Annotated in this window: 22 protein-coding genes; 5 read left to right on the forward strand and 17 right to left on the reverse strand. The window is 59.7% G+C overall.

Features of this window, described 5'->3' with window-relative positions; genetic code table 11:
• Positions 1-3: 3 nt before the first annotated feature.
• The 3 genes from B3R00_RS02300 (at position 4) to B3R00_RS02310 (ending at position 3501) form a co-directional block, all read left to right on the forward strand.
• Positions 4-1047, forward strand: a complete 1044-nt coding sequence (locus B3R00_RS02300; protein WP_286997201.1) for an ABC transporter ATP-binding protein — start codon at positions 4-6, stop codon at positions 1045-1047.
• Entirely contained in the window at positions 1044-1907 is an 864-nt protein-coding gene (locus B3R00_RS02305) for an ATP-binding cassette domain-containing protein (protein ID WP_286997202.1), read from the forward strand. Before B3R00_RS02300 ends, B3R00_RS02305 begins: the two co-directional genes overlap by 4 nt.
• A gap of 91 nt (positions 1908-1998) precedes the next feature.
• The gene (locus tag B3R00_RS02310; RefSeq protein WP_286997203.1) at positions 1999-3501 is read left to right on the forward strand and encodes an ABC transporter substrate-binding protein; all 1503 of its coding nucleotides are present in this window, start codon (positions 1999-2001) and stop codon (positions 3499-3501) included.
• A gap of 110 nt (positions 3502-3611) precedes the next feature.
• Here B3R00_RS02310 and B3R00_RS02315 read toward each other — a convergent pair whose 3' ends face one another.
• The 17 genes from B3R00_RS02315 to B3R00_RS02395 form a co-directional block, all read right to left on the reverse strand.
• Positions 3612-4259, reverse strand: coding sequence for a LysE family translocator (locus tag B3R00_RS02315; RefSeq protein ID WP_286997204.1), 648 nt, complete (start codon positions 4257-4259; stop codon positions 3612-3614).
• A gap of 166 nt (positions 4260-4425) precedes the next feature.
• Complete coding sequence (locus B3R00_RS02320; protein WP_174862466.1) at positions 4426-4647, reverse strand: hypothetical protein; 222 nt, start codon at positions 4645-4647, stop codon at positions 4426-4428.
• A 10-nt stretch (positions 4648-4657) separates the two neighbouring features.
• The gene (locus tag B3R00_RS02325) at positions 4658-5539 is read right to left on the reverse strand and encodes an EamA family transporter (protein ID WP_286997205.1); all 882 of its coding nucleotides are present in this window, start codon (positions 5537-5539) and stop codon (positions 4658-4660) included.
• A 65-nt stretch (positions 5540-5604) separates the two neighbouring features.
• Entirely contained in the window at positions 5605-6345 is a 741-nt protein-coding gene (gene folE, locus B3R00_RS02330) for a GTP cyclohydrolase I (protein WP_246253977.1), read from the reverse strand.
• Positions 6346-6404: 59 nt separating this feature from the next.
• Positions 6405-7208: an endonuclease/exonuclease/phosphatase family protein gene (locus tag B3R00_RS02335; protein WP_286997210.1), complete on the reverse strand. Its 804-nt coding sequence runs from the start codon at positions 7206-7208 to the stop codon at positions 6405-6407.
• The gene (gene nudB / locus B3R00_RS02340; protein WP_286997212.1) at positions 7205-7690 is read right to left on the reverse strand and encodes a dihydroneopterin triphosphate diphosphatase; all 486 of its coding nucleotides are present in this window, start codon (positions 7688-7690) and stop codon (positions 7205-7207) included. Before nudB ends, B3R00_RS02335 begins: the two co-directional genes overlap by 4 nt.
• A 134-nt stretch (positions 7691-7824) precedes the next feature.
• Positions 7825-9627, reverse strand: a complete 1803-nt coding sequence (gene aspS / locus B3R00_RS02345; protein ID WP_286997213.1) for an aspartate--tRNA ligase — start codon at positions 9625-9627, stop codon at positions 7825-7827.
• Positions 9628-9671: 44 nt separating this feature from the next.
• Entirely contained in the window at positions 9672-10295 is a 624-nt protein-coding gene (locus B3R00_RS02350) for a DUF502 domain-containing protein (RefSeq protein WP_174862462.1), read from the reverse strand.
• Between the two features lie 8 nt (positions 10296-10303).
• The gene (locus B3R00_RS02355; RefSeq protein ID WP_286997214.1) at positions 10304-10582 is read right to left on the reverse strand and encodes an FmdB family zinc ribbon protein; all 279 of its coding nucleotides are present in this window, start codon (positions 10580-10582) and stop codon (positions 10304-10306) included.
• 181 nt (positions 10583-10763) lie between these two features.
• Positions 10764-12221, reverse strand: coding sequence for a sodium:solute symporter family protein (locus B3R00_RS02360; protein ID WP_219163769.1), 1458 nt, complete (start codon positions 12219-12221; stop codon positions 10764-10766).
• A 257-nt stretch (positions 12222-12478) separates the two neighbouring features.
• Positions 12479-14044 (reverse strand): ubiquinone biosynthesis regulatory protein kinase UbiB, encoded by a 1566-nt coding sequence (ubiB, locus tag B3R00_RS02365; protein WP_286997215.1) that lies wholly within the window; start codon positions 14042-14044, stop codon positions 12479-12481.
• Complete coding sequence (locus B3R00_RS02370) at positions 14041-14583, reverse strand: SCP2 sterol-binding domain-containing protein (protein ID WP_174863000.1); 543 nt, start codon at positions 14581-14583, stop codon at positions 14041-14043. Before B3R00_RS02370 ends, ubiB begins: the two co-directional genes overlap by 4 nt.
• A 33-nt stretch (positions 14584-14616) precedes the next feature.
• Positions 14617-15612 carry a Tim44 domain-containing protein gene (locus tag B3R00_RS02375; protein ID WP_286997217.1) on the reverse strand — a complete coding sequence of 332 codons (996 nt, stop codon included), beginning with the start codon at positions 15610-15612 and terminating at the stop codon, positions 14617-14619.
• Positions 15613-15693: 81 nt separating this feature from the next.
• The gene (ubiE, locus tag B3R00_RS02380) at positions 15694-16425 is read right to left on the reverse strand and encodes a bifunctional demethylmenaquinone methyltransferase/2-methoxy-6-polyprenyl-1,4-benzoquinol methylase UbiE (RefSeq protein WP_286997219.1); all 732 of its coding nucleotides are present in this window, start codon (positions 16423-16425) and stop codon (positions 15694-15696) included.
• Between the two features lie 278 nt (positions 16426-16703).
• Positions 16704-17183 carry a DUF971 domain-containing protein gene (locus B3R00_RS02385; RefSeq protein WP_286997220.1) on the reverse strand — a complete coding sequence of 160 codons (480 nt, stop codon included), beginning with the start codon at positions 17181-17183 and terminating at the stop codon, positions 16704-16706.
• 105 nt (positions 17184-17288) lie between these two features.
• Positions 17289-17735 carry an HIT family protein gene (locus B3R00_RS02390; RefSeq protein ID WP_174862996.1) on the reverse strand — a complete coding sequence of 149 codons (447 nt, stop codon included), beginning with the start codon at positions 17733-17735 and terminating at the stop codon, positions 17289-17291.
• Positions 17735-21646 carry an FAD/FMN-binding oxidoreductase gene (locus B3R00_RS02395; protein ID WP_286997222.1) on the reverse strand — a complete coding sequence of 1304 codons (3912 nt, stop codon included), beginning with the start codon at positions 21644-21646 and terminating at the stop codon, positions 17735-17737. The genes B3R00_RS02390 and B3R00_RS02395 overlap by 1 nt, the downstream gene beginning before the upstream one ends.
• Before the next feature lie 406 nt (positions 21647-22052).
• Between B3R00_RS02395 and ugpB the strand changes: the two genes are divergently transcribed.
• Both ugpB and ugpA read left to right on the forward strand, forming a co-directional pair.
• Positions 22053-23369 (forward strand): sn-glycerol-3-phosphate ABC transporter substrate-binding protein UgpB, encoded by a 1317-nt coding sequence (ugpB, locus tag B3R00_RS02400; RefSeq protein WP_284214085.1) that lies wholly within the window; start codon positions 22053-22055, stop codon positions 23367-23369.
• 219 nt (positions 23370-23588) lie between these two features.
• Positions 23589-24470 carry a sn-glycerol-3-phosphate ABC transporter permease UgpA gene (gene ugpA, locus B3R00_RS02405; RefSeq protein WP_219163763.1) on the forward strand — a complete coding sequence of 294 codons (882 nt, stop codon included), beginning with the start codon at positions 23589-23591 and terminating at the stop codon, positions 24468-24470.
• Position 24471 lies beyond the last annotated feature (1 nt).

Raw genomic sequence — 24471 nt, forward strand, 5'->3', positions numbered from 1 at the left:
GCCATGCCACTGCTTGAAGTCACCGGACTGAACCTTTTTCTGCGCAGCAGCCAAGGCGCTGTGCAAGCGCTGCGCCACCTGTCGTTCAAGCTGGAGCGTGGACACGCGCTGGGCATTATTGGCGAGTCCGGCAGTGGCAAATCGCTGACCGCGCAAACGCTGATGGGGCTGCAGCCCGACAACGCCAGTGTCACCGGCAGCATACGCTGGGAGGGACGTGAGCTGCTCGGACAAACCGAGCGCGACTGGCAAGCCATGCGTGGTAACCGTATCGCCATGGTGTTCCAAGAGCCGATGACCGCACTCAACCCAGTACACCCGATTGGGCGCCAGGTGGCAGAGCCGCTGCGACTGCACCAACGGCTGGGACACCAGCAGGCACTGCAGGCAGCCACTGCCTTGCTTGAGCGCGTAGGCATTCCTGACGCCCCACGCCGCATGCACGACTACCCGCACCAATTCTCGGGCGGGCAACGCCAGCGCATCACGATTGCGATGGCGCTAGCCTGTGAGCCTGACTTACTGATTGCGGACGAACCCACCACCGCACTGGACGTGACGGTGCAGCAGCAGATTCTGGATCTCATCAATGAAGTGGTGGCAGAGCGCAATATGGCGCTGATCCTCATCTCTCATGACCTGGGCGTGATCTCCCAAAACGTGGACGACATGCTGGTCATGTATGGCGGCCAGATTGTAGAAAGCGGGCCCACCGGCGCCCTCTTTCGCCACATGGGCCACCCCTATACCCGAGGGTTGATGGCCGCACGCCCACGGCTGGATGCGCCCCGCCAGCCCAGTGGCAAGCCGCTGGACTTGTTCACCATTCCCGGTAGCGTCCCCAGCTTGCGCGATTTGCCGCATGGCTGCACCTTCGCCGGGCGCTGCGCGTTCACCCAAGCGCAGTGCAACGACAACAAGCCCCAGCGCGTAGGCATTCCCAGCTTTCAACCCCAAGAAGCTGAACACAGCAGCCTGGGCGTACACCAGGTGCGCTGCCTGCGCCCCGAGGCCATGCGCCCAGGCAATACAGAGGCCTGGAAATGACGCCTGACCACATTCGTGCACCGCTGCTGCAAACCCAGGCACTGGGCAAAACCTATCGCTTGCCCCGGCGCCAACTGTGGCAAGCAGCGCCGCAGGTACATGCCCTGCACAGCGTGGATCTCACCGTGTACAGCGGCCGCAACGTCGGCATTGTGGGCGAATCAGGCTCGGGCAAATCCACCCTGGCGCGTCTGGCCATGGGGCTGGACATCCCCAGCACCGGCCGTGTGCTGTGGGATGGGCAAGACATCCACACCCTCTCTGGCAAAGCCATGCGCACGGCGCGGCGCAACTACCAGATGGTGTTCCAAGACCCTTATGGCTCTTTGGATCCGCGCATGACCGTGGCACGCATCGTGGCAGAGCCCCTGGATGCGTTGAGCCGCTCCACGTGCGCCGAGCAACGCGAGCAAGCCGCCGAGGTGTTGCACCAAGTGGGCCTACAAACCAGTGATCTGGGCAAATATCCGCACGAGTTTTCGGGCGGCCAACGCCAGCGTATTGCGATTGCCCGTGCCTTGATCACCCACCCCCAGCTCATCGTGGCCGATGAACCGGTCAGTGCGCTGGACGTCTCGGTGCAAGCCCAGGTGCTCAACCTGCTGCTGGACTTGCAACAACGCTTTGGCATGACGTATTTGCTCATCAGCCACGACCTGGCCGTGGTCAATCATTTGTGTGAGGAAGTCATCGTCATGCAGCAGGGCAGTGTGGTGGAGCGTGGCAGCCCCAAACAGCTGTTTAACCATGCCCAGCACCCCTATACGCAAAAGCTGCTGAATGCCGTGCCCCAGATTGCCCCAGGCCGTGCGCGGGCACTGCGACAGCTGCGCGAGAAAGCCAGCTCTAACTTGGTGTAAAAAGCGGTCTGCGGCCTGACGGTGCGAGACAGCACTGCAGGCCTGTTTGCTATTTGACCGATTCATTGAGACATTCCGGAGATCGCCCATCATGATCCAACGCCGCAGCTTGCTGGCATCTGGCGCCTTTGCAGGCTTGACCACGCTGGTGCCCTTGCCAACGTTTGCGCAGCCAGCCAAAAAAGACACGGTGACACTGGCCTTGACGCTGGAGCCTCCGATGCTGGACCCCACCGCCAGCGCCGCTTCCTCGATTTCGGAGATCACGCAATACAACATCTTTGAGACGCTCACCAAGATCAACCCGGATGGCAGCGTCTCCCCCCTGCTGGCCGAGAGCTGGGAAGTCTCCAGCGACCTCAAAACCTACACCCTGCGCCTGCGCAAGGGCGTGCAATTCCAAAACGGTGAGCCCTTCAATGCGCACACCGTGAAGTTTTCGTTCGAGCGTGCGGGCGGTGACAAAAGCACCAACAAAGACAAGCGCACATTTGCCAATTTGTCGGTGCGGGTGATTGACGACTACACCGTCGAGCTGATCACCGAAGACATCGACCCGGACTTCTTGTTCGTGCTGGGCCAAGGCACCTCCATCATCGTCGAGCCCAAGAGCGCTGCCACCAACACCAGCAAACCGGTCGGCACCGGCCCGTACAAGCTGGCGCAATGGCAAAAAGGCGCGTCCGTCACCCTCGTGGCATGGCCGCAGTACCGCGATGCGGGCAAGATCCGCATCAAGCGCGCAACGTTCCGCTTCATTCCCGACGCGGCCGCCCAAGTGGCCGCCTTGCTGGCCGACGATGTGGATGCCTTCCCGCGCGCCACACCGCGCAGCGTGCCGCAGTTTGAGAAGAACCCGCGCTTTCAAGTCATCATCAGCGGCTCACGCGCCAAAACCATTTTGGCCATCAACAACGGCAAGAAACCGTTGAACGATGTGCGTGTGCGCAAGGCCATCGCGGCTGCCATTGACCGCAAGGCCATCATCGAAGGCGCTGCCGAGGGCTATGGCGTGCCCATTGGCAGCCACTATGTGCCCGGCGCGTTTGGCTATGTGGACACCACCGGCATCAACCCGCACAACATCGACAAAGCCAAGGCCTTGCTCAAAGAAGCGGGCGTGCCACTGCCGCTGAAGCTGACGATGACCCTGCCCCCGGCCCCGTATGCGCGCCAGGGCGGCGAAATCATTGCAGCCCAACTGGCCAAGGTGGGCATTGAAGTCAAGCTGCAGAACGTGGAATGGGCACAGTGGCTGTCGGGCACCTACGGCAACAAGCAGTACGACCTGACCATGATCAGCCACGTCGAGCCTTTTGATCTGGGCAACTTTGCCAAGCCCGATTACTACTGGGCTTATGACTCGCAAGAGTTCCGCGATCTGTTTGAGAAGATCAAGCACACGCCCAAACCCACCGACCGCGCACGCTTGCTGGGTGAGGCCCAGCGCCTGCTGGCCAATGACGCCGTGCACGGCTTTTTGTACCAGCCCCAGTGGGTGACGATTGCCAACAAAAACCTGCGCGGCCTGTGGAAAGACATGCCGATTTTTGTGAACGATTTGTCGGCCATGCACTGGTCAGACAAAAACTAGGCACCTCAAAGACCATAGCACCTTGCGCTTACCAAACAAGGATTTCAGATACTTAACTATCTGAAGTCCTTTATTTATGTGCACCAAAAGATATTCTTTTTTAAAAATCATCACTTCTGCACCGTAACCAGTCGCACGGCCAGCCCCAGAAACACCAGCCCCGCCAGCCGGTTCAGCCACCACTGCCCGCGTGCAGAGCGCAGCAGCAAGCCGCCAAAAGCCCCTGAAAAACAGGCAATCGCGCCAAACACCAAGAAGGTTGCCAGCACAAACACCCAACCAAAGCAGATGATTTGCAGCGCCACACTGCCGCGCGCCGGGTCGGCAAACTGCGGCAAAAAGGCCAGAAAGAAAATCAGCACCTTGGGGTTGGTCAAATTCATCACCACCCCGCGGCCCACCATGCGCAGCGCCTCGCGCCACGGCAGCGGTGGCAGCTGGCCTGCAACCTGCGGCGCCGCGCTGGTGCTCGCTGGCGCCCGCAATGCGCCCCACGCCAGCCATGCCAAATAGGCCGCGCCGCACCACTTCAGCACCGTGAACGCCGCACTGGAAGCCGCAAACACCGCCGCCAGCCCCAGCGCCACCGCGGTGGTGTGCACCACAATGCCCAGGCACAGCCCCAGCACCACGCACATACCCACACGCCAGCCTCGCTGTACGGCCTGCACCAGAACAAACAAGTTATCGGGCCCGGGGCTGAGTGCCAACAGCACCGCCACCCCAAAAAAAGCCAGCAAAGCATCTACAGCAGGCATCGGATCATCTCTTTGCAACACACAACAAGCTCCGATTGTGCGTGCACGCTCGCCGCATCACCAGTGCCTGCTGGCGACGCCACAGTGCGCCAAAAACAAAGCCCCGCATGCAGCATATGCAGCGGGGCTGGAGGAATGCCGCACGGCGACGGCGGCAGCCCGCTTTTCAGCGCGGCTGTAGCACCCCGCGCCCCGGCAGACACTGCGCATTGTGAAACGGCCCCTCGGCCTTGCGCCACCCTTGCGCAGGCATGAACTGTGCGCACACGCGCTGCCCATCGAGCTTGCTGGCCCACCAAAACCACGGCGCGGGCGCCGCGCCCGCCGACAAGGCACCCACAAGCAACGCAACGGCAAGGCCACCATTTCGCACATTCAAGCTTTGCATGGCGCCCACTTTAGCCGATGGCCAAGGCCGTCACGCCCAGCGCAATCAGGATGGCCCCGCCAATGCGCACCATGCGGTCACCCTCTTTGAGCAAATGCCCACCAATCAACGCCGCAAACAGCATGGACACCTCGCGTGCCGGCGCCACATGCGAAATCGGCGCGCTTTGCATGGCAAACAGCACCAGTACATAGGCAATCGGGCTGACCACGGCCACCAGCAGCGCCCAGCGCCACTGCACCGTCCACAGCGAACGGGCCTCTGGCAGATTGCGCAACACCACAGGCGCCAGCAGCACCACGCGCAAACAGCTGCCCAGGTAGTCGATCAGGATGGGCGACAGCAGCAGCACCTTCACGCCGTAGCCGTCCACCACGGTGTAGCCCGCAATAAAGATCCCCGTCACCACGCCATACAGCAGCCCGTGGTACAGGCGCTGCTGCGCAGCCGCGTCACGGCGCTGGAGAAACAGCCCGGGGCCGCCCGCAATCAAAAACACCCCCAGCACCACGCCCACAATCCCCAGCACACCCAGTTGGGAGATGGCTTCGCCCAGCACCACAATCGCAAACAAAGAGCTCATCAACGGGCCACTGCCACGCGCCAGCGGGTACACCACCGTCAGATCGGCATGGCGGTAGCCACGCAGCAAAATCACGTAATAAAACAGGTGCAACACCCCGCTGGCTGCCACCAAGGCCCACGGCTGCCAGCCCCAGTGCGGCACCACGTCATGACCCACCCACCACGCCAGCGGTGCCCACACGACGATGAGCAAGGCCGAGGAAAAGAAGGCAAAGCGCGCATCGCCCCCGGCTTTTTTGGCGGCAATGTTCCACCCGGCGTGGATCAGGCCTGCCAACACAATCAGTGCAAATGCTTGGAGCGACATGCCAGCAACTCAGCCACAAAAAAGGCTGCGCAACGCGCAGCCTGGGGATGCAAGGGAGGACAACTTCAATCGGCCTTGCGCCCGGGGATCAAGGCCAGGAACTCACGGCGCAGCGTGGGATCTTTGAGGAAGGCGCCCCGCATGACAGAGTTGAGCATCTTGCTATCTTTTTCACGAACGCCGCGCCAAGACATGCAAAAATGTGAGCACTCCATGACAACTGCAAGGCCATCAGGTCGGGTTTTTTCCATAATCAGGTCGGCCAACTGGATGATGGCCTCTTCCTGAATCTGGGGGCGCCCCAACACCCAATCGACCAAGCGCGCGTATTTAGACAGGCCGATCACATTGGTGTTTTTGTTGGGCATCACCCCAATCCACACCTTGCCCATGACCGGGCACAGGTGGTGGCTGCAGGCTGAACGCACCGTGATGGGGCCCACAATCATCAGCTCATTGAGGTTCTTGCCGTTGGGGAACTCGGTGATGGCAGGCTGCTTGTGGTAGCGCCCCGCAAACACTTCCTTCAGGTACATCTTGGCAACGCGGCGTGCAGTGGCCTGGCTGTTGTGGTCGTTCACGGTGTCAATCACCATGCTGTCGAGCACGCCCTGCATCTTGCTTTCCACCTCGTCGAGCAAGAGCTCTAGCTCACCGGGCTCGATGAATTCCGCAATATTGTCATTCGCGTGAAAACTGCGCCCAGCCGCCTGCACCCGCTCGCGGATTTTGACGGAGACGGGGGTGCCTTGCGGGTCTTGCACCGCAGGCTGTTGGGCAGAAGCTGCAACCAAATCTTGAAACATGGGCGGCATGGTAACAGTGAATCAGCGGGCCGACAGACGCTATGGGATTGTGCTGCCGCTCAGAGTTTGAACTCTGCAATCAACGGCAGGTGGTCCGACATGCGCCACCAAATACGGCCTTGCGGCACCTGCAAGCTCATCGGCTCCAGGCCACGCACGTACACATGGTCCAGCTGCGCCAACGGCAGGCGTGAGGGGTAGGTGAAGGTGCTGCTGTCGCCATCGTATTCATACATGCCAAAACCCGCCAGCATGCGTTTGATGTGATTGCCCCAATCGTTAAAGTCGCCCGCCACCACCACCGGTGCACCGGGCGGCACTTCGCGCTCAATGAACTGGTGCAACTGTTGAATTTGGCGCACCCGGCTGCCCGCAATCAGCCCCAAATGCACGACCACGGTATGCACCGAACGGCCTTGAAACATCACCTCCGCATGCAGCAAACCGCGCTGCTCAAAGCGGTGATCCGACACATCCAGGTGATTCACATCGCGCACCGGCCAGCGCGACAGCAGGGCGTTGCCATGCTCGCCATCTTTGGTGAAGGCGTTGGTGCGGTAAATGGCTTCGTAGCCCTCCGGGGCCAGGTACTCGGCCTGCCCCACCTGGGGCCAGTTCTCGAAATAGTTGGCCTCGCGGCGGTTCATCTTGCGCACTTCTTGCAGACACACAATGTCTGCATCCAGTTGCTCTACCGCCAGCCCCAGGTTGTGAATCTCTAGCCGCCGCGTTGGCCCCAGGCCCTGTACCCCCTTGTGGATGTTGTAGGTGGCGACGCGCAAAATCCCCGTATCCGCAGGCACGATCAGCCCGGACTCGGTGGTTGCTGTGGCAGCAAGTGGAAACAGTGGCTCAGACGTCATGCTGAAAGAAAAGCAGGCAAGTGAAGAATGGCTTCGGCATTCGAAGGCGCATAACAGCGATCTGCTGCTTCGCGCCAAGCATGCCAAGCAAATGCGGTGTGCTCTTGCGGATTCAAGGTGACTTCAACGTAGGACGGCACCCGAAGCCCAAACACCCGCTCGGTGTTCATGCACACCCCTGGTGCGTAGCGGTGCAGCCATTGGGGATAGATCGGGTAGCGGTTCTCCAGTTCCCAATCCTGCAGCTGGCAGCCCGGTGCCTGCACATCAATACCCGTCTCCTCCCACACCTCGCGGGCAGCCGCTTGGTGCCACGCTTCGTCCTGCACCTCCTTGCTGCCCGTCACCGACTGCCAAAACATGCCACCCAGTCCGTCACCCTGGGTGCGTTGCAGCAACAACACCTGCCACGTGGCGGTGTAAATCACGACCAGCACCGACTGGGGGATTTTGTAAGGCAGGCCGTGGCACGGAGCATTCATACCGTTCATCTTCACACCAAAGCATGACGGCAACACGAAAAAAGCCTTTGCGTTGCCGCAAAGGCTTTTGGTCTTTTTAGCTTCTAACGCTTATCTATCAAACGTTAGAAGCTATGAATGCAAGAGCAATCGATTTACGATGCCTTGACCGCATCGGGGTTGCGCAGGCGGATGTGCAACTCGCGCAACTGCTTCTCGTCGACCGGCGAAGGCGCCTGGGTCAGCAGGTCTTGCGCACGCTGGGTCTTGGGGAAGGCGATCACGTCGCGGATCGACTCGGAGCCTGTCATCAGCGTGATCAGACGGTCCAGACCGAAGGCCAGACCACCGTGGGGAGGCGCGCCGTACTGCAGCGCGTCCAGCAGGTAGCCAAACTTGGCGCGCTGCTGCTCGGGGGTGATATTCAGCGCTTCGAATACCTTGGCCTGCACGTCAGCACGGTGGATACGCACCGAGCCGCCGCCCAGTTCCCAGCCGTTCAAGACCATGTCGTAGGCCTTGGCAATGCACTTGCCGGGGTCGGTCGCCATGAGTTCTTCGTGGCCATCCTTGGGCGAGGTGAAGGGGTGGTGCACGGCCACCCAGCGGTCTTCTTCTTCGTCGTGTTCGAACATCGGGAAGTCCACCACCCAGAGTGGCGCCCACTTGTCTTCGAACAGGCCGCTCTTCTTGCCGAATTCGCTGTGGCCGATCTTCAGGCGCAGCGCGCCGATGGCGTCGTTGACGATCTTGCCCTTGTCGGCACCAAAGAAAATCAGGTCACCATCTTGCGCGCCGGTGCGCTTCAAGATTTCTGCAATCGCGGCATCGTGCAGGTTCTTCACGATGGGCGACTGCAGACCGTCACGGCCCTTGGCCACTTCGTTGACCTTGATCCACGCCAGGCCCTTGGCACCGTAGATCTTCACGAACTCGGTGTAACCATCGATTTCGCCACGCGAAATCTGGGCACCACCGGGCACGCGCAGGGCCACCACGCGGCCACCCTTGGTGGTGGCGGGGGTAGAGAACACCTTGAAGTCCACGTCAGCCATCACGTCGGTCAGCTCGGTGAACTCCAGCTTGACGCGCAGGTCGGGCTTGTCCGAACCAAAGCGGAAGGCCGCATCCTGGTACGTCATGATGGGGAACTCGCCCAGGTCCACGCCCAACTGCTGCTTGAACACCTCGGTGATCATCTGCTGGAAGATGGCGCGGATTTCTTCTTCGTTCAGGAACGAAGTTTCGCAGTCGATCTGCGTGAATTCAGGCTGACGGTCAGCGCGCAGGTCTTCGTCGCGGAAGCACTTGGTGATCTGGTAGTAGCGGTCAAAGCCCGAGACCATCAGCATCTGCTTGTACAACTGGGGCGACTGGGGCAGCGCGAAGAACTGACCATCGTGCACGCGCGAGGGCACCAGGTAGTCCCGGGCGCCTTCGGGCGTGGACTTGCCCAGCATGGGGGTTTCGATGTCGATGAAGCCCAGCTTGTCCAGGAAGTTACGCACCTGGATGGAGGTCTTGTAGCGCAGCATCAGGTTGCGCTGCATCACGGGGCGGCGCAGGTCCATCACGCGGTTGGTCAGGCGCACATTTTCGGACAGGTTCTCGTCGTCCACCTGGAAGGGAGGCGTCACCGCGGCGTTCAGCACGTTCAACTCGTGGCACAGCACTTCAATTTGGCCGCTCTTGAGCTTGTCGTTGGTGGTGCCGGCGGGGCGTGCACGCACGATGCCCTTGACCTGCACACAGAACTCGTTGCGAATGTCCTCGGCCACCTTGAACATCTCGGGGCGGTCCGGGTCGCACACCACCTGCACATAGCCTTCGCGGTCGCGCAGGTCAATAAAGATCACGCCACCGTGGTCACGGCGACGATTCACCCAACCGCACAGGGTAACGGTTTCGCCCATCAGGGCTTCGGTCACAAGACCGCAATATTCAGAGCGCATGGCCATGGTCTATCTTCCTGCGCCTCAGGGGACGCGCTTGTTTGGGTTGTTTATCGTTCTTCGTCCGGCAGGGGCAATGGCGGCGGCACCACCACACCCATCGAGACGATGTACTTGAGCGCAGCGTCCACGCTCATTTCAAGTTCCACACAGTCACTCTTGCGCATCAGCACAAAGTAACCGCCTGTCGGATTGGGCGTAGTGGGCACAAACACGCTCACAAACTCGTCACGCAGGTAGCTGGCCACCTCGCCCGCAGGGTTGCCGGTGATGAAGGCCACCGTCCACACGCCTTCACGCGGCCACTGCACCAACACGGCAGTGCGAAACGCATTGCCGTTGTCGGAAAACACGGTGTCCGACACCTGCTTCACGCTGGAATAAATCGAGCGTACCACCGGTATGCGGGTGATGACGGCATCGCCCCAAGACACCAACTTGCGGCCTACAAAATTGCTGGCAATGGCACCAATGGACAGCAGCACCACCAAGGTCAGGATGACGCCGAACCCCGGAATGTGCATGCCCAGCAAGTGATCGGGCTGCCAATCTGCGGGCAACAGATACAGGGTTTGATCCAGTGTGCTGATGATCCAGTGCAGCACCCAGACCGTAATCACGCCCGGGACGATAACCAGCAAGCCGGTGAACAGCCATTTACGCAGAGCAGACATGGGGTGCTTCAAGCCTCCGCCGCTGCGGGGCAGCCTGCCGCGGCGCAGGCGCTGCCGCCCGCATCACACGCGGGCGCCGCCGCAGTTGCTGGGGTGCCGCTGGAGCCCCCCTTGAAGTCTGTGGCATACCAGCCCGTGCCCTTGAGTTGAAAGCCCGGTGCGGTCAATTGCTTGGCAAACGCAGCGGCGCCGCAGGCTGGGCAGTCGGTCAACGCTGCATCAGACATCTTTTGCAGCACATCTTTGGCGTGGCCACAGGCGGCACACTTGTACGCATAAATCGGCATAGCTTCAGGTCATCAGGCCAAAGGCCAAAAACAGAGAATTCGCAAAAACCCTCAATTATAGGCGGCCGTGCTTTGTGTCGCCCAAAGTGGGATTGGGCAATGCCCTGCCGCCAACAATGCATGCCCCACAGCGCACCAAGGGCGCCTGAGCGCCCTTGGATCCGCTTGCAACCAGCGGTTTTTATTCCGTCTTGCTGCCTTGGTAATGCACCACCTCGTCTTGCTGGTTGGCGATGTACTGCGGGGCCAGTGAGCCAAACACCATACCGGTGAATGCGCCAATCAAACCGGCCAATTGTTGCGGAAAGAGCTCGGCCCAGCCGGGCATGAAGATAAAGGTCAGCCACACGCCCAAGCCCAGCGCCACGGCCAGCAAAGCACCTTGTGTGGTGGCACGCTTCCAGTACAAACCGCACACCAGCGGCACAAAGGCCCCCACCAGCGGCACCTGGTAGGCACCCGCGACCATTTCATAGATGGAGCTGTCTTGCATGCTGATGGCATACACCAGCACGCAGACGGTGAACACCACCACGGTCACACGCATGGCCTTGAGGGTTTGCGCATCGCTCATGCCGGGCTTGAGGTTGCGCAGCACGTTCTCCACAAACGAGGTCGAGGGCGCCAGCATGGTGGCCGATGCGGTCGACATGATGGCCGAGAGCAACGCGCCAAAGAAGGCAATTTGCAGCGCCACGGGCATGTGCTGCATCACCAGCGTAGGCAAAATCTTCTGGGGGTCTTCCTCCATCAGTGCTGCGGTCGCCTCGGGCATGACCAGCACCGCCGCCGTCACCACAAACATGGGGATGAAGGCGAACACGATGTACAAGCTGCCGCCAATGATGGGCCCCAAACGCGCGACGCTTTCGTTTTTGGACGACATGACGCGCTGAAACACGTCTTGCTGCGGGATGGAGCCCAGCATCATGGTGATGGCTGCCGCAAAGAAAAACAGCCATGTTTTGGCGTCGGCTTCCACGGGCAAAAATTGCATCTTGCCTTCAGCCACCGCGTAGTCGATCACTTTGTCGGCACCGCCAGCCAGATCGCCGGCAAAGATGGCAATCGCCACCAAGCCTGCGCAAATCACAATCATCTGCACCAAATCGGTCACCGCCACCGACCACATGCCGCCAAACAAGGTGTACACCAGCACAATCAGCGTGCCCAGCACCATGCCCTGCACCATGCTCAGTGCGCCGTCTGTCAGCAGGTTGAACACCAGCCCCAGCGCCGTAACCTGTGCCGCCACCCAGCCCAGATAGCTGAAGATGATGATGACCGAGCACAACAACTCAACGCTCTCGCCGTAACGCAGGCGGTAGTAGTCACCAATGGTGATGAGGTTCTTTTTGTAGAGCTTGTAGGCAAAAAACAGGCCCACCAAGATCAGGCACATGCCCGCGCCAAACGGGTCTTCCACCACCCCGCCAAGGCCGTCTTGCACGAACACGGCCGACACCCCCAGCACCAACTCCGAACCAAACCAGGTCGCGAACGTGGTAGCCACCACGATGTACAACGGCAAATTGCGCCCTGCCACCGCATAGTCCGCCGTGTTGCTCACACGGCGCGCTGCATAAAGGCCAATGCCAATCGACACCAACAGGTACGCGGCGATAAAGGTAATCAGCATGGTGGCTGTTCCCCCGGAAAAGGTAAGAGGTTGTAGAAAATTTTTGAGGCGCGATTATGGGCATGTCTCGCGACCCTTTCGAGAAAAAAACGCAGCTTGTCTGCTTGCGGCCACAAATAAAAAAGAGCGCCTTGCGCTTGAGTCATAAAGCTTTGAGATAGATATCACCCTCAAAGCCTTTAAACACAAGCGCTAGGCGCTCTCTTTATTTGCAGATAAGCACTTGCTTACGCAGCAAGCACCATGCAGAGCCAGCGTTAAAAAACCCGAACTCTCGTAAGGACTTGCATGGACAGCATGCCCAGTACAAACCCCAGGCCTCCGTAAACCAAGCCCTGCAGCAGACGGTTGGTGCGCCGCTGCTCTTTCAGCAATTCCTGTACCAATTGCTGGTCAGGGCCATTTTTTTGCTGCAAATAGCCGTAGACCAGGCGCGGCAGCTCGGGGATGAGCTTGGCGTAGCGGGGCGCCTCGGCCTGCAACTCGCGCCAAAAGCGCTGCGGCCCCATTTGTTCCAGCATCCACTTTTCCAGGAATGGCTTGGCCGTGCTCCACAAATCCAGGTTAGGGTCGAGTTGGCGACCCAGCCCTTCAATGTTCAGCAGTGTTTTTTGCAGCAGCACCAGTTGCGGCTGAATCTCAACCTGGAAACGGCGCGAGGTCTGGAACAGGCGCATCAGCACCATGCCCAGCGAAATCTCGGCCAGCGGACGGTCAAAGTACGGCTCGCACACGGCACGGATGGCCGCCTCCAGCTCTTCCACACGCGTGGTCGCAGGCACCCAGCCACTTTCGATGTGCAAGGCGGCTACGCGCTTGTAGTCGCGGCGAAAGAACGCCAGGAAGTTCTGCGCCAGGTACTCTTTGTCAAACTCCGTGAGCGTACCCACAATGCCAAAGTCCAGCGAGATGTAGCGCCCGAAAGTCTTTGGCTCCAGGCTCACCATGATGTTGCCCGGGTGCATGTCGGCGTGGAAAAAGCCATCGCGGAACACCTGGGTGAAAAACAGCGTCACGCCGTCACGCGCCAGCTGCGGGATATCTACCCCCGCCTCACGCAACTGCTCCACCTGGCTGATGGGCACGCCTTGCATGCGCTCCATCACCATCACCTCGGTGTGGCAGTAATCCCAGAAGATTTCTGGAATCAGCACCAAATCCAGCCCTTCCATGTTGCGGCGCAACTGCGCCGCGTTGGAGGCTTCGCGGATCAGATCCAGCTCATCGTGCAGGTAGTTGTCAAACTCCGCGACCACCTCCAATGGCTTCAAGCGCTTGGCTTCGTGCGAGAGCTTTTCGACCCAGCCAGCCATCATGTACATGAGGGCCACATCCTTGTCGATCACCGTCTTCATGCCCGGGCGCAGCACCTTGACGGCCACTTCCCGCTCCGAGCCATCGCGATCACGCACCGTGGCAAAGTGCACCTGGGCAATCGACGCACTGGCCACCGGCGTGCGCTCAAACTGCACAAAGATCTGGTCAATCGGCTTGCGGAAGCTGCGCTCAATCGTGGCAACAGCGATGTGCGAATCAAACGGCGGCACACGGTCTTGCAGCTTGGCCAGCTCTTGCGCCACATCGGGGGGCATCAAGTCGCTGCGCGTAGACAGCACCTGGCCAAACTTCACAAAGATGGGGCCCAACTGCTCCAGCGCCTCACGCAGGCGAACGCCGCGCGGCGCCTCCAGCTTGCGGCCAATTGTCAGCACCCGGCGCAAACGGTTCAGCCACGGGTGTTGAAAGCTGGAAAGCACCAACTCATCAAGCCCGTAGCGCAGCACCACCCAGATGATGGTGAAGCCTCGAAAAAAGCGACTCATTGCTGCGCGCTGCCCGCTGGCATGCGGCCACCCACAAACTGGCGGATCGCGCCCGCCACAGTACGTCCCAGCGTGGCCAGCGTGTGGGCTGGCACATCCCCCATGATGCGGGCCATGTCTTCTTCGACATCCCACTCCACGTTGTCCACCAGCCAGTTGATCTCCGCCGCCAGTTGCACATCACCTTCAATGCGCAAATTGGGCTTGCCGCCGGTCAAGGCGGCTTGCGCCAAAGCCAAAGGATTGGTGTCGGTGATTTCCAGCTGCAGGTCGGGGGTCGCACCCTCCGGCGCCAGATTCAGCAGGCCTGCAGGCGTTACCACCAAGGCCATGTTGAAATTGCGCCATTGGACGCGGGCCACGCGCCCCTTTTGGCGCACCAGGCGCTCCATGGCTTCGCGCTCCTGCATCAACACATGGTTGAGAAACAGTACCGCGCGCTGCTGGGTTTCGTGGACGAGCCAGCTTGGTGGTTGCACGACTTCGACCGCGCGCTCCACTAAACCGTTCAGGAATGAAAAAGGGGACTGTGTTGCCATAGTCCCCTGATTATTCCTGAAGTGGAAAGTTTTTTAACCTAAGGCTTGTAAACCCGCAACCAACCAGCCGCTGGAGTTGTCTTTGGGCTTGGCCATATTCCACACTTCACGGAAGGGGCTGGGGCCCGCCGAGGGTTCTTCGCGGATCAGGCCCGAGAATTCCACACTGGCCATGTAGGAATCTCCCAAATCCTCAATACCCAGCAAATGGCCGTCAATCATGACCACATCGGTCTGGTTGGGTGCGCCAGCGCTTTGGGCTTCACGCTCTTCGAGTTGCTGCTTGATTTCAGCCAGCATGTCGTCGGTCATCATCGCGCGCAAGGTGGCGATATCGCCCTTGTCCCAGGCTGCTTGCAGCGTCACAAAGTTGCGCTTGGCGGCATCCAGAAAACCCTGGGCATCAAAGTCTGCAGGCACCTCCCACTGGGCTGCCGTAGCACCGATGCCCGAGCCGATCATGGAGCCGGTACCGCCGGGGATTTGCTCCCAAGGGCGGGCCGAGGCGTCATTGCCCACGTTGTGCGACTTGTACTGCGGAGGGGTGGCGACTTCCGCAGGGGGCACAGCCGCGCCTGCACCCTGGAAAGCGAAAGGCGAAGCGGCAGGACGTGCAGCTGCTGACTTTTTGTTCGCACGGGCGCGCATGATGGCACCGATCACCACCATCACTACCAGCGCCAGCAGACCAAACAGCAGCATGTTGGCAAAGGCTTCACCCAAACCCAGCGAATTGGCCAGCCAAGCCAAGCCCAAACCCGCCGCCAGACCGCCGAGCATCGCACCCCAAGGCTTCTTGGCCGGGGCTGCCGCAGCAGGCGTAGCAGGCTTGGCCGCAGCGTTGCTCTGCTGCGCATTTTGCTGCTGCGCAGGGCGTGCAGGCGGAGCAGCGGGTGGTGTGGCTTGGCGCTGTGTCACATTGCTGGACTGCTTGCCAAACGAGCCGCCTCCACCCATGCGTTTGGCTTCTGCCAAGGGATGCATGACGACCAATGCTGCCGCCAAAGTCACTGCCCACACCTTTTTCATCGCTGTATCTCCGTTGAATTTCAAAAACTGTTACTTAACCAAACCCGGCAAAAAAGCTATGCATGGGGGTCTCCTCCCTGTTTAGCACTTGATACCTACATGCAGCGCGACGATGCCGGCTGACATGTTGTGATAGTCCACGTGGCCAAAGCCCGCCTGCTGCATCAGGGCCTTGAGTTCCTCCTGGCCCGGGTGCATGCGGATGGATTCCGCCAGATAGCGGTAGCTGTCGGGGTCGCCCGCCACCATCGAACCCATCTTGGGCAGGATGTTGAAGGAATACCAGTCGTAAGCTTTTTCCAGCGGCTTGGCCACCTTGGAGAACTCCAGCACCAGCAGCTTGCCGCCGGGCTTGAGCACGCGGTTCATTTCTTTGAGCGCCACTTCCTTGTGCGTCATGTTGCGCAAACCAAACGCCACGCTGACCAGATTGAAGTGGTTGTCGGGGAAAGGCAGCTTCTCCGCGTCGCACACCAAGGTGGGCAGCAAGATGCCCTTGTCGGTCAGACGATCACGGCCCACGCGCAGCATGGCCTCGTTGATATCGGTGTGCACCACGGTGCCCGTGGCGCCCACTTTTTTGGAAAACGCCATGGACAAATCGCCCGTACCCCCGGCAATATCCAGCACCTTGTCGCCTTCTTTGAGGTTGGCCACCATGACGGTGTAGGCCTTCCAGGCGCGGTGCAGGCCGCCGGACATCAGGTCGTTCATGACGTCGTACTTGGACGCCACCGAGTCAAACACGCCCCGCACGCGGCTGGCTTTGTCTTTTTCGTCGACCGTCTGGAATCCAAAGTGTGTGCTGCTCATAAGCTTTAAATGTAAGCAGGACACTGCGCTGAGACCAGCGACAACCCCGTATCACCACGGGGCATACAGTGCCTGAATCAAAATTCTGTACCGGGTAAACCGCTTTGAAAGCCTGCCTATCCAGCTACGGTAAATATAGCATCGCAGCCTGCCAAGGTTGAAAACCCGAGGATTTCACCTGTGACTGTGGTGCATCAAACCATCCGCACAAGCTGAGAAAAAACACCCAACCTGCGCAGGAGATTGGTGCGCGCCTGCGCCACACAGAATGGTTGGCGTTAGCTGCTGCAACCACAAGAGCCGCTGCCGCAACCACCACCGCTGGCAGGCGCTGCCGCGCTGCCCGAGCCACAACCGCCGCCAGTGCCGCAGCTGTCACCTGCTTTTTCGGGCATGGGCGTGTCGCGGTCGACGCCTGCAGCTTCCAGGCGCGCCAAATAGGCGGCCCACAGCTGGTCTTGCTGCTCGCCCAGTTCGTACAGGTAGTTCCAGGTAAACAGGCCGCTTTCATGGCCATCGCTGAAAAACGGCTTGATGGCGTAGTTGCCCACTTGCTCGATGTTGGCGATGGTCACGTCGCGCTTGCCGGTTTGCAGCACTTCCTGCCCGGGGCCGTGGCCTTGTACTTCTGCCGAAGGCGAGTACACGCGCATCAGCTCAAAAGGCAGGCGAAAGTTTTTGCCATCGGAATAGCCAACCTCCAGCACCCGCGAAGCGGCATGCACAGTCAGCGATTGGGGAAGAGGCATATCTGCCATGGTGCTACCTATATAAACCATAGCTGCCAGCGCTTGTAAATAGCCAACTTCAGCATCAAAACTATCTGAAACGCTTATTTAGTCAGCGCAAGCCGCTCATATTTGTTAAGCCCAGCCTGCCAATGCCTGCGCAATGGCTGCATCACAGGCCGCGAGTTCGTGCTGCAATTGTGCTTCGCGCGCTAAATCACGCGCACGCAAGGGGCTTGCCCAGACCGATGCGGGAAAGTGGCTGTCCCAGTCATAGCGCGCAATCACGTGCCAGTGCAGGTGCGCCACCATATTGCCCAGCGCCGCCAGATTGATCTTGGTGGGTGCCAAACGCTCGCGCAGCACGCGCTCCACCGCAGCCACCACGGCCATGCAGGTGTTGCGATCGGCCTCAGACAGGTCCGACAGCTCTGCCACATGCGCCGTCCAGATGACGCGGTAGAAGGCGGGAAATCCTTCTTCCTGCGCACGAATGACGCGCAACTGCGCGCCCTGCCAGACGGGCAGGCCGCCCGCCTCGCGGCACAGCACGCAACCTGCTGCAGCGTTATCGGCGGCCATTACAGCAGCACCCGCTCAATGCCACCGGCGTTGGCGCGCTGCACGTACTCGGGCATCCAGTTGTCGCCCAAGATTTGCTTGGCCATTTCCACCACGATGTAGTCCGCTTCCAGCAGGCCATTTTGCAGGTCGTTGCCGTAACGGCTCAGGCCTTGCAGGCAGCTGGGGCAGCTGGTCAGGATCTTGACGTTGCCCTTGGCAGGGACCGAGCCATTGGCGCGCAATTCAGCCTCGCCCTGGCGCAGCTCGTCTTCCTTGCGGAAGCGGATTTGCGTCGAAATGTCGGGGCGTGTGACGCCCAGCGTGCCGGATTCACCGCAGCAGCGGTCGCTCTTGATCGTGGCATCGCCCACCAAGGCCTTCACGGTCTTCATGGGGTCTTGCAGCTTCATGGGGCTATGGCAGGGGTCGTGGTAGAGGTAACCGCCTTGCGCGCCATCGGCAGCGCCGGGCAAGGTAATGCCCTTTTCCAGCAGGTACTCATGGATGTCGATGATGCGGCAGCCGGGGAAGATCTTGTCGAACTGGTAGCCCTGCAGCTGGTCGTAGCAGGTACCGCAGCTCACCACCACGGTCTTGATGTCCAGGTAGTTCAACGTGGTCGCCACGCGGTGGAACAGCACGCGGTTGTCCGTGATCATCTTGTCGGCCACGTCGTACTGGCCCGAGCCACGCTGGGGGTAGCCGCAGCACAGATAGCCGGGCGGCAGCACGGTTTGCACACCGGCGTGCCACAGCATGGCCTGCGTGGCCAAGCCTACCTGGCTGTACAGACGCTCCGAGCCACAGCCGGGGAAATAGAACACTGCCTCAGTATCCGCCGTGGTGGCTTGCGGGTTGCGAATGATGGGAACGTAGTCCTTGTTCTCAATATCCAGCAGCGCGCGCGCAGTCTTGGTTGGCAGGCCGCCGGGCAGCTTTTTGTTCACGAAGTGAATCACCTGCTCCTTGATGGGCGGCTTGCCCACGGTGGCGGGCGGGCGCTTCATCTGGGGCTTGGCCACGGCGTGCAGCAAATCCGACGCCAGACGCTGCGCCTTGAAGCCCACACCTACCATGCCTTTGCGCAGCACGTTGATGGTGTCCGGGTTGGTGGCATTGAGCATCGCCATCGCCATTTTGTTGCCGATGTTGAAGCTCTTTTTGTCCATCTTGCGCAGCAGATTGCGCATGTTCATGGTCACATCGCCAAAGTCGATCTTGACCGGGCAAGGTGTGAAGCACTTGTGGCACACCGTGCAGTGGTCGGCCACATCTTCAAACTCTTGCCAGTGCTTGATCGACACGCCACGGCGGGTTTGCTCTTCGTACAAGAAGGCTTCCACCAGCAGCGAGGTTGCCAAAATCTTGTTGCGCGGGCTGTACAGCATGTTCGCGCCGGGAATGTGCGTGTTGCACACGGGCTTGCACTTGCCACAGCGCAGGCAGTCCTTGACCGAATCAGCAATGGCGCCGATATCGGACTGCTGCATGATCAGCGACTCATGCCCCATCAGGCCAAAGGAGGGCGTATAGGCATTGGTCAAGTCGGCGTACATCAGCGCGTCGCGGGGCGACTCGGCAGGCACCAGCCCGTTCTTTTCGCGGATCAGCTTGCCGCGGTTAAAGCGGCCTTGCGGGTCCACGCGCTGCTTGTAATCGGCAAAGGGCTGCAGCTCTTCATCGGTCAAGAACTCCAGCTTGGTGATACCAATGCCGTGCTCGCCCGAGATCACGCCGTCCAGGCTGCGCGCCAGCACCATGATGCGCGCCACGGCTTCGTGCGCGGTCTGCAGCATGTCATAGTCGTCGGAGTTGACGGGGATGTTGGTGTGCACATTCCCGTCACCGGCGTGCATGTGCAGCGCCACCCACACGCGGCCCTTGAGCACGCGCTGGTGAATTTGCACCACTTCCGCCAAGATGGCATCAAACGCCTCACCACTGAAAATTTGCTCCAGCGGCTTGCGGATCTGTGTCTTCCAGCTGGCACGCAGGCTGTGGTCTTGCAACTGAGGGAACAAGACATCCACATCGGCCAGCCATGCTGCCCACTGGTCACGCACTTCTTGCACCAGCGCCACGGCATGGTGCACACGGTCTTCCAGCAACTCGGCCGAAGGAATGTCCTTGGCGTAGTCTTGCTTGCCCAATGGCAGGTTGCTGTTTTCAAAGAAATTCAGCAGCGCATCACACAGCTTGAGCTTGTTGCGCAGGCTCAGCTCAATGTTGATGCGCTCAATGCCATCGGTGTACTCCGCCATGCGGGGCAGCGGAATCACCACGTCTTCATTGATCTTGAAAGCGTTGGTGTGGCGCGAAATCGCTGCCGTGCGCTTGCGATCCAGCCAGAACTTTTTACGGGCTTCGGCGCTGATGGCCACAAAGCCTTCACCGCTGCGCGAGTTGGCAATGCGCACCACTTCACTGGTCACGCGCGCCACTTCGTCGGCGTCATCTCCCACGATGTCACCGACCAGCACCATTTTGGGCAGGCCACCATTGCCTTTTTTGGATTTGGTGGCGTAGCCCACGGCCTTCAAATAGCGGTCATCCAGATGCTCCAGACCGGCCAGCAACACGCCCGAGCGCTTTTGCTCCTCGAACATGTAGTCCTTGATTTCCACGATCGAAGGCACCGCATCCTTGGCGTGGCCAAAGAACTCCAGACACACTGTGCGGGTGTGCTCGGGCATGCGGTGCACAATCCAGCGCGCGCTGGTGATCAGGCCGTCCGTACCTTCTTTTTGCACACCGGGCAGGCCCGACAGGAATTTGTCGGTCACGTCCTTGCCCAAGCCTTCCTTGCGGAATTTTTGGCCTGGAATATCCAGCCGCTCCGTGCGCAACGGCGTTTTGCCGTCGGCTGCGAAATAACGCAGCTCAAAGCTGGCCATTTCCGCGTCATGGATCTTGCCGAGGTTGTGGCCAATGCGCACCACCTCCAGCCACTCCGCATCGGGGGTCACCATGCGCCAGCTGGCCAGGTTATCCAAGGCGGTGCCCCAGAGCACGGCTTTTTTGCCACCCGCATTCATGGCGATATTGCCACCAATGCAGGACGCCTCGATCGAGGTGGGGTCCACCGCGAACACAAAGCCCGCGCGCTCGGCCGCATCGGCCACGCGCTGGGTAACCACACCGGCTTCGGTCCACACCGTAGGCACGGGGTGGTTCACACCGGGCAGCGTGACTTGTTCCACTTCGGTAATGGCTTGCAGTTTTTCGGTGTTGATGACCACCGAGCGCCATGTCAGCGGAATGGCGCCGCCGGTATAGCCCGTGCCGCCTCCACGAGGAATGATGGTCAACTCCAACTCAATACAACCCTTGACCAGCCGCGCCATCTCGGCTTCGGTGTCGGGCGTCAGCACCACAAAGGGGTATTCCACGCGCCAGTCCGTGGCGTCGGTCACGTGGCTGACACGCGAGAGGCCATCAAACTTGATGTTGTCTTTGTGGGTGAGTTTGCCCAGCGTCTTGCGCACACGCTGGCGCAAATCTGCTGCTTCCACAAACATGCGGTCGAACTCGCGCACCGCGCGGTTGGCGGCCTCAATCAGCTCGCCCACCAGGGCGTCGCGGTGTGCATCGTCCTGGGGCAGGCGGCGCTTTTGCACTTCCGCCATGCGGTGCTGCAAGGCCTCCACCAGCAGCTTGCGGCGATCCGGGTTGTGCAGGAGGTCGTCTTGCAGGTAGGGGTTGCGCTGCACCACCCACATATCGCCCAACACTTCGTAGAGCATGCGGGCAGATCGCCCGGTCTGACGCTCTTGTCGCAATTGGTTGAGCACACTCCATGCAGAGGTGCCCAGTAAACGGATCACGATTTCCTTGTCGGAAAACGAGGTGTAGTTATAGGGGATCTCACGGAGACGGGCGGGTTCGGCAGCGCGGTTCACCAGCGCTGCCTGCGCAATCGGTGCATTCATGGATTTAGACCGGGTTGGGCGCTGTGGGCGCACCTTAAGTCATGGGGAGGTCAATTTTATGCCAGCCCCCAAACTCTGCTGACACACCCCCAAGAGACCTGACGCCAGCATTGCCAAAAACTTCTCGCTATGGTTTTGTTCTCTTTTCGCCACTACGCAAAAACCACAATTGCGCGCAAAAAGCATCAAAAAAGAAAAAAATTCGCGTCAATCCTAAGCTTCAAATTTTTCTTGGCTTCTAGAATGGCGCCACTGTTGCTATGGGCCTGCCAGTGTGCTTTGGCATGCACGGACATATCGCAGTGCGCCGGTCATAACCCTCCACACAGGGAAATGACTGTCATAAAAGTGTCGCATTTGTTCATACGATGAAGGCACTAGTTTTCTACACGTAGAGGAGTTTTCCATGCAATACAAGCAAATCGCCCTGTCTGCGGTGATCGCCGCAACCACGATGGGTGCGGCCAACGCAGCCACTGAGATCCAGTGGTGGCACTCGATGACCGCCGTGAACAACGAGTGGGTCAACGATCTGGCCAAGCAATTCAACGAAAGCCAAAGCGAATACAAAGTCGTACCCACCTTCAAGGGCGTGTATGACGAGTCCATGACTGCTGCGATTGCTGCGTTCCGCTCGGGCAATGCTCCTCACATCCTGCAAGTGTTTGAAGTGGGCACTGCCACGATGATGGCTTCCAAGGGCGCCACCGTGCCCGTGGGCAAGATCATGGCCGATGCGGGCGCCAAGTTCGATCCCGCGGCCTACATCCCCGCTGTGGCTGGCTACTACACCGCCCCCAACGGCCAGATGCTGAGCTTCCCCTTCAACAGCTCCACGACCATCTTCTATTACAACAAGGACGCATTCAAGAAGGCTGGCTTGCCAGACACCGCGCCCAAGACCTGGCCTGAAGTGTTCGCTGCTGCCAAGAAGCTCAAGGAATCGGGCCACAGCTGCCCCATGACCCTGGCCTGGCAAGGCTGGACCCAGCTGGAGTCCTTCTCCACCTGGCACAACGTGGAGTTTGCAACCCACCAAAACGGTCTGGGCAAGGATGGCTACAAGGCCCGCCTGAAGATCAACTCGCCTTTGCACGTCAAGCACATCGACAACCTGTCTGCCGCAGCCAAGGCTGGTGAGTTTGTCTACAAGGGCCGTGCCTCGACAGCCCAGGCCTCGTTCACTGCGGGTGAGTGCGCCATGATCCAGACCTCGTCCGGCTTCTACGGCGATGTCTCCAAGAACGCCAAGTTCGCCTATGGTCTGGCCCCTCTGCCTTACTACGACGACGTCAAGGGTGCTCCTCAGAACACCGTGATCGGCGGCGCTTCGCTGTGGGTGATGGCTGGCAAGAAGGCCCCTGAGTACAAGGGCGTGGCCAAGTTCTTCGAATTCCTGTCGCAGCCTGAAATCCAAGCCGCTTCGCACCAGCGCACCGGCTACCTGCCTGTGACCATGGAAGCATTCAAGCTGACCGAAAAGTCGGGCTTCTATGCCAAGAACCCTGGCACTGACGTGGCAGTGAACCAGATGATCCGCAAGGTGACTGACAACTCGCGCGGTATCCGTCTGGGCAACTACGTGCAGATTCGCACCATCGAGGACGAAGAACTCGAACAAGTGTGGTCGGGCAAGCAGTCCGGCAAGCAAGCACTGGACAACATCGTCAAGCGTGGCGATGAACTGCTGGCACGCTTTGAGCGCGCTAACGGCGGCAAGTAAGCCGCGAGATCAGAAGGGCTAATACCCTTCTGAGTTACACGGTAGCCGCTGCAAATTTGCCGCAGCGGCTGCCAGCTAGGCACAATACGCGCATATTCGATTACACCTAGTGTTTCGCCTTGATTCGTTTTGACGCGAATTAAGCAAACACCACTCGATGCATCTCACTTTCCTCCGCAGCCTTTAGCGCTCCGGCGGTTTTTTATTTTGTGACCCATCATGGAAAAACGCGTACTTTTCCGATCGCAATGGCTGCCCTGGGCGCTCATCATGCCCCAGCTGCTGATCATTGCTGTTTTCTTCTTCTGGCCTGCCGGCCAAGCCGTCTTGCAGTCCTTCCAGATGGAAGATGCCTTCGGTCTTTCTACCGAATGGGTCGGGCTCGATAATTTCCGCAACCTGCTCCAAGATGGGACGTACCTAGAGTCCTTCAAGCGCACCGCCCTGTTCTCGGTTCTGGTGGCGGGCATTGGTATTGCGGTTTCCTTGGTGCTGGCGATTTTTGCGGATCGCATCATCCGCTTCGCCATGGTCTACAAGACCTTGCTGATCGTGCCCTACGCCGTAGCGCCCGTGATTGCAGGCGTGCTGTGGGTCTTCATGTTTTCGCCCTCCATCGGTGTGGTGACTTATTACATGGGCAAGCTGGGCTACGAATGGAACCACTTGATGAATGACAACCAGGCCATGGCGCTGGTGGTGATTGCGTCGGTGTGGAAGCAAATTTCCTATAACTTCCTGTTTTTCCTGGCGGGTCTGCAGTCCATCCCCAAGGCGCTGATTGAAGCCGCCTCCATCGACGGTGCAGGCCCCTGGCGCCGTTTCTGGAACATCCAGTTGCCCCTGCTGTCGCCCACCACCTTCTTCTTGCTGGTGATCAACATCGTCTACGCGTTCTTTGACACCTTCGGCATCATTGACGCAGCCACTCAGGGCGGCCCTGGTCAGTCGACCTCGATCCTGGTGTACAAGGTCTACCAAGACGGCTTCAAGGCGCTGGACCTCGGCGGCTCTGCAGCCCAGTCCGTGATCCTGATGTGTATCGTGGTTGTACTGACCGTGATCCAGTTCCGCTATGTTGAAAAGAAAGTGCAGTACTGAT

Source organism: Comamonas sp. UBA7840 (assembly GCF_002501455.1).
GTDB classification, from domain to species: Bacteria; Pseudomonadota; Gammaproteobacteria; order Burkholderiales; family Burkholderiaceae_C; genus Comamonas; species Comamonas jiangduensis.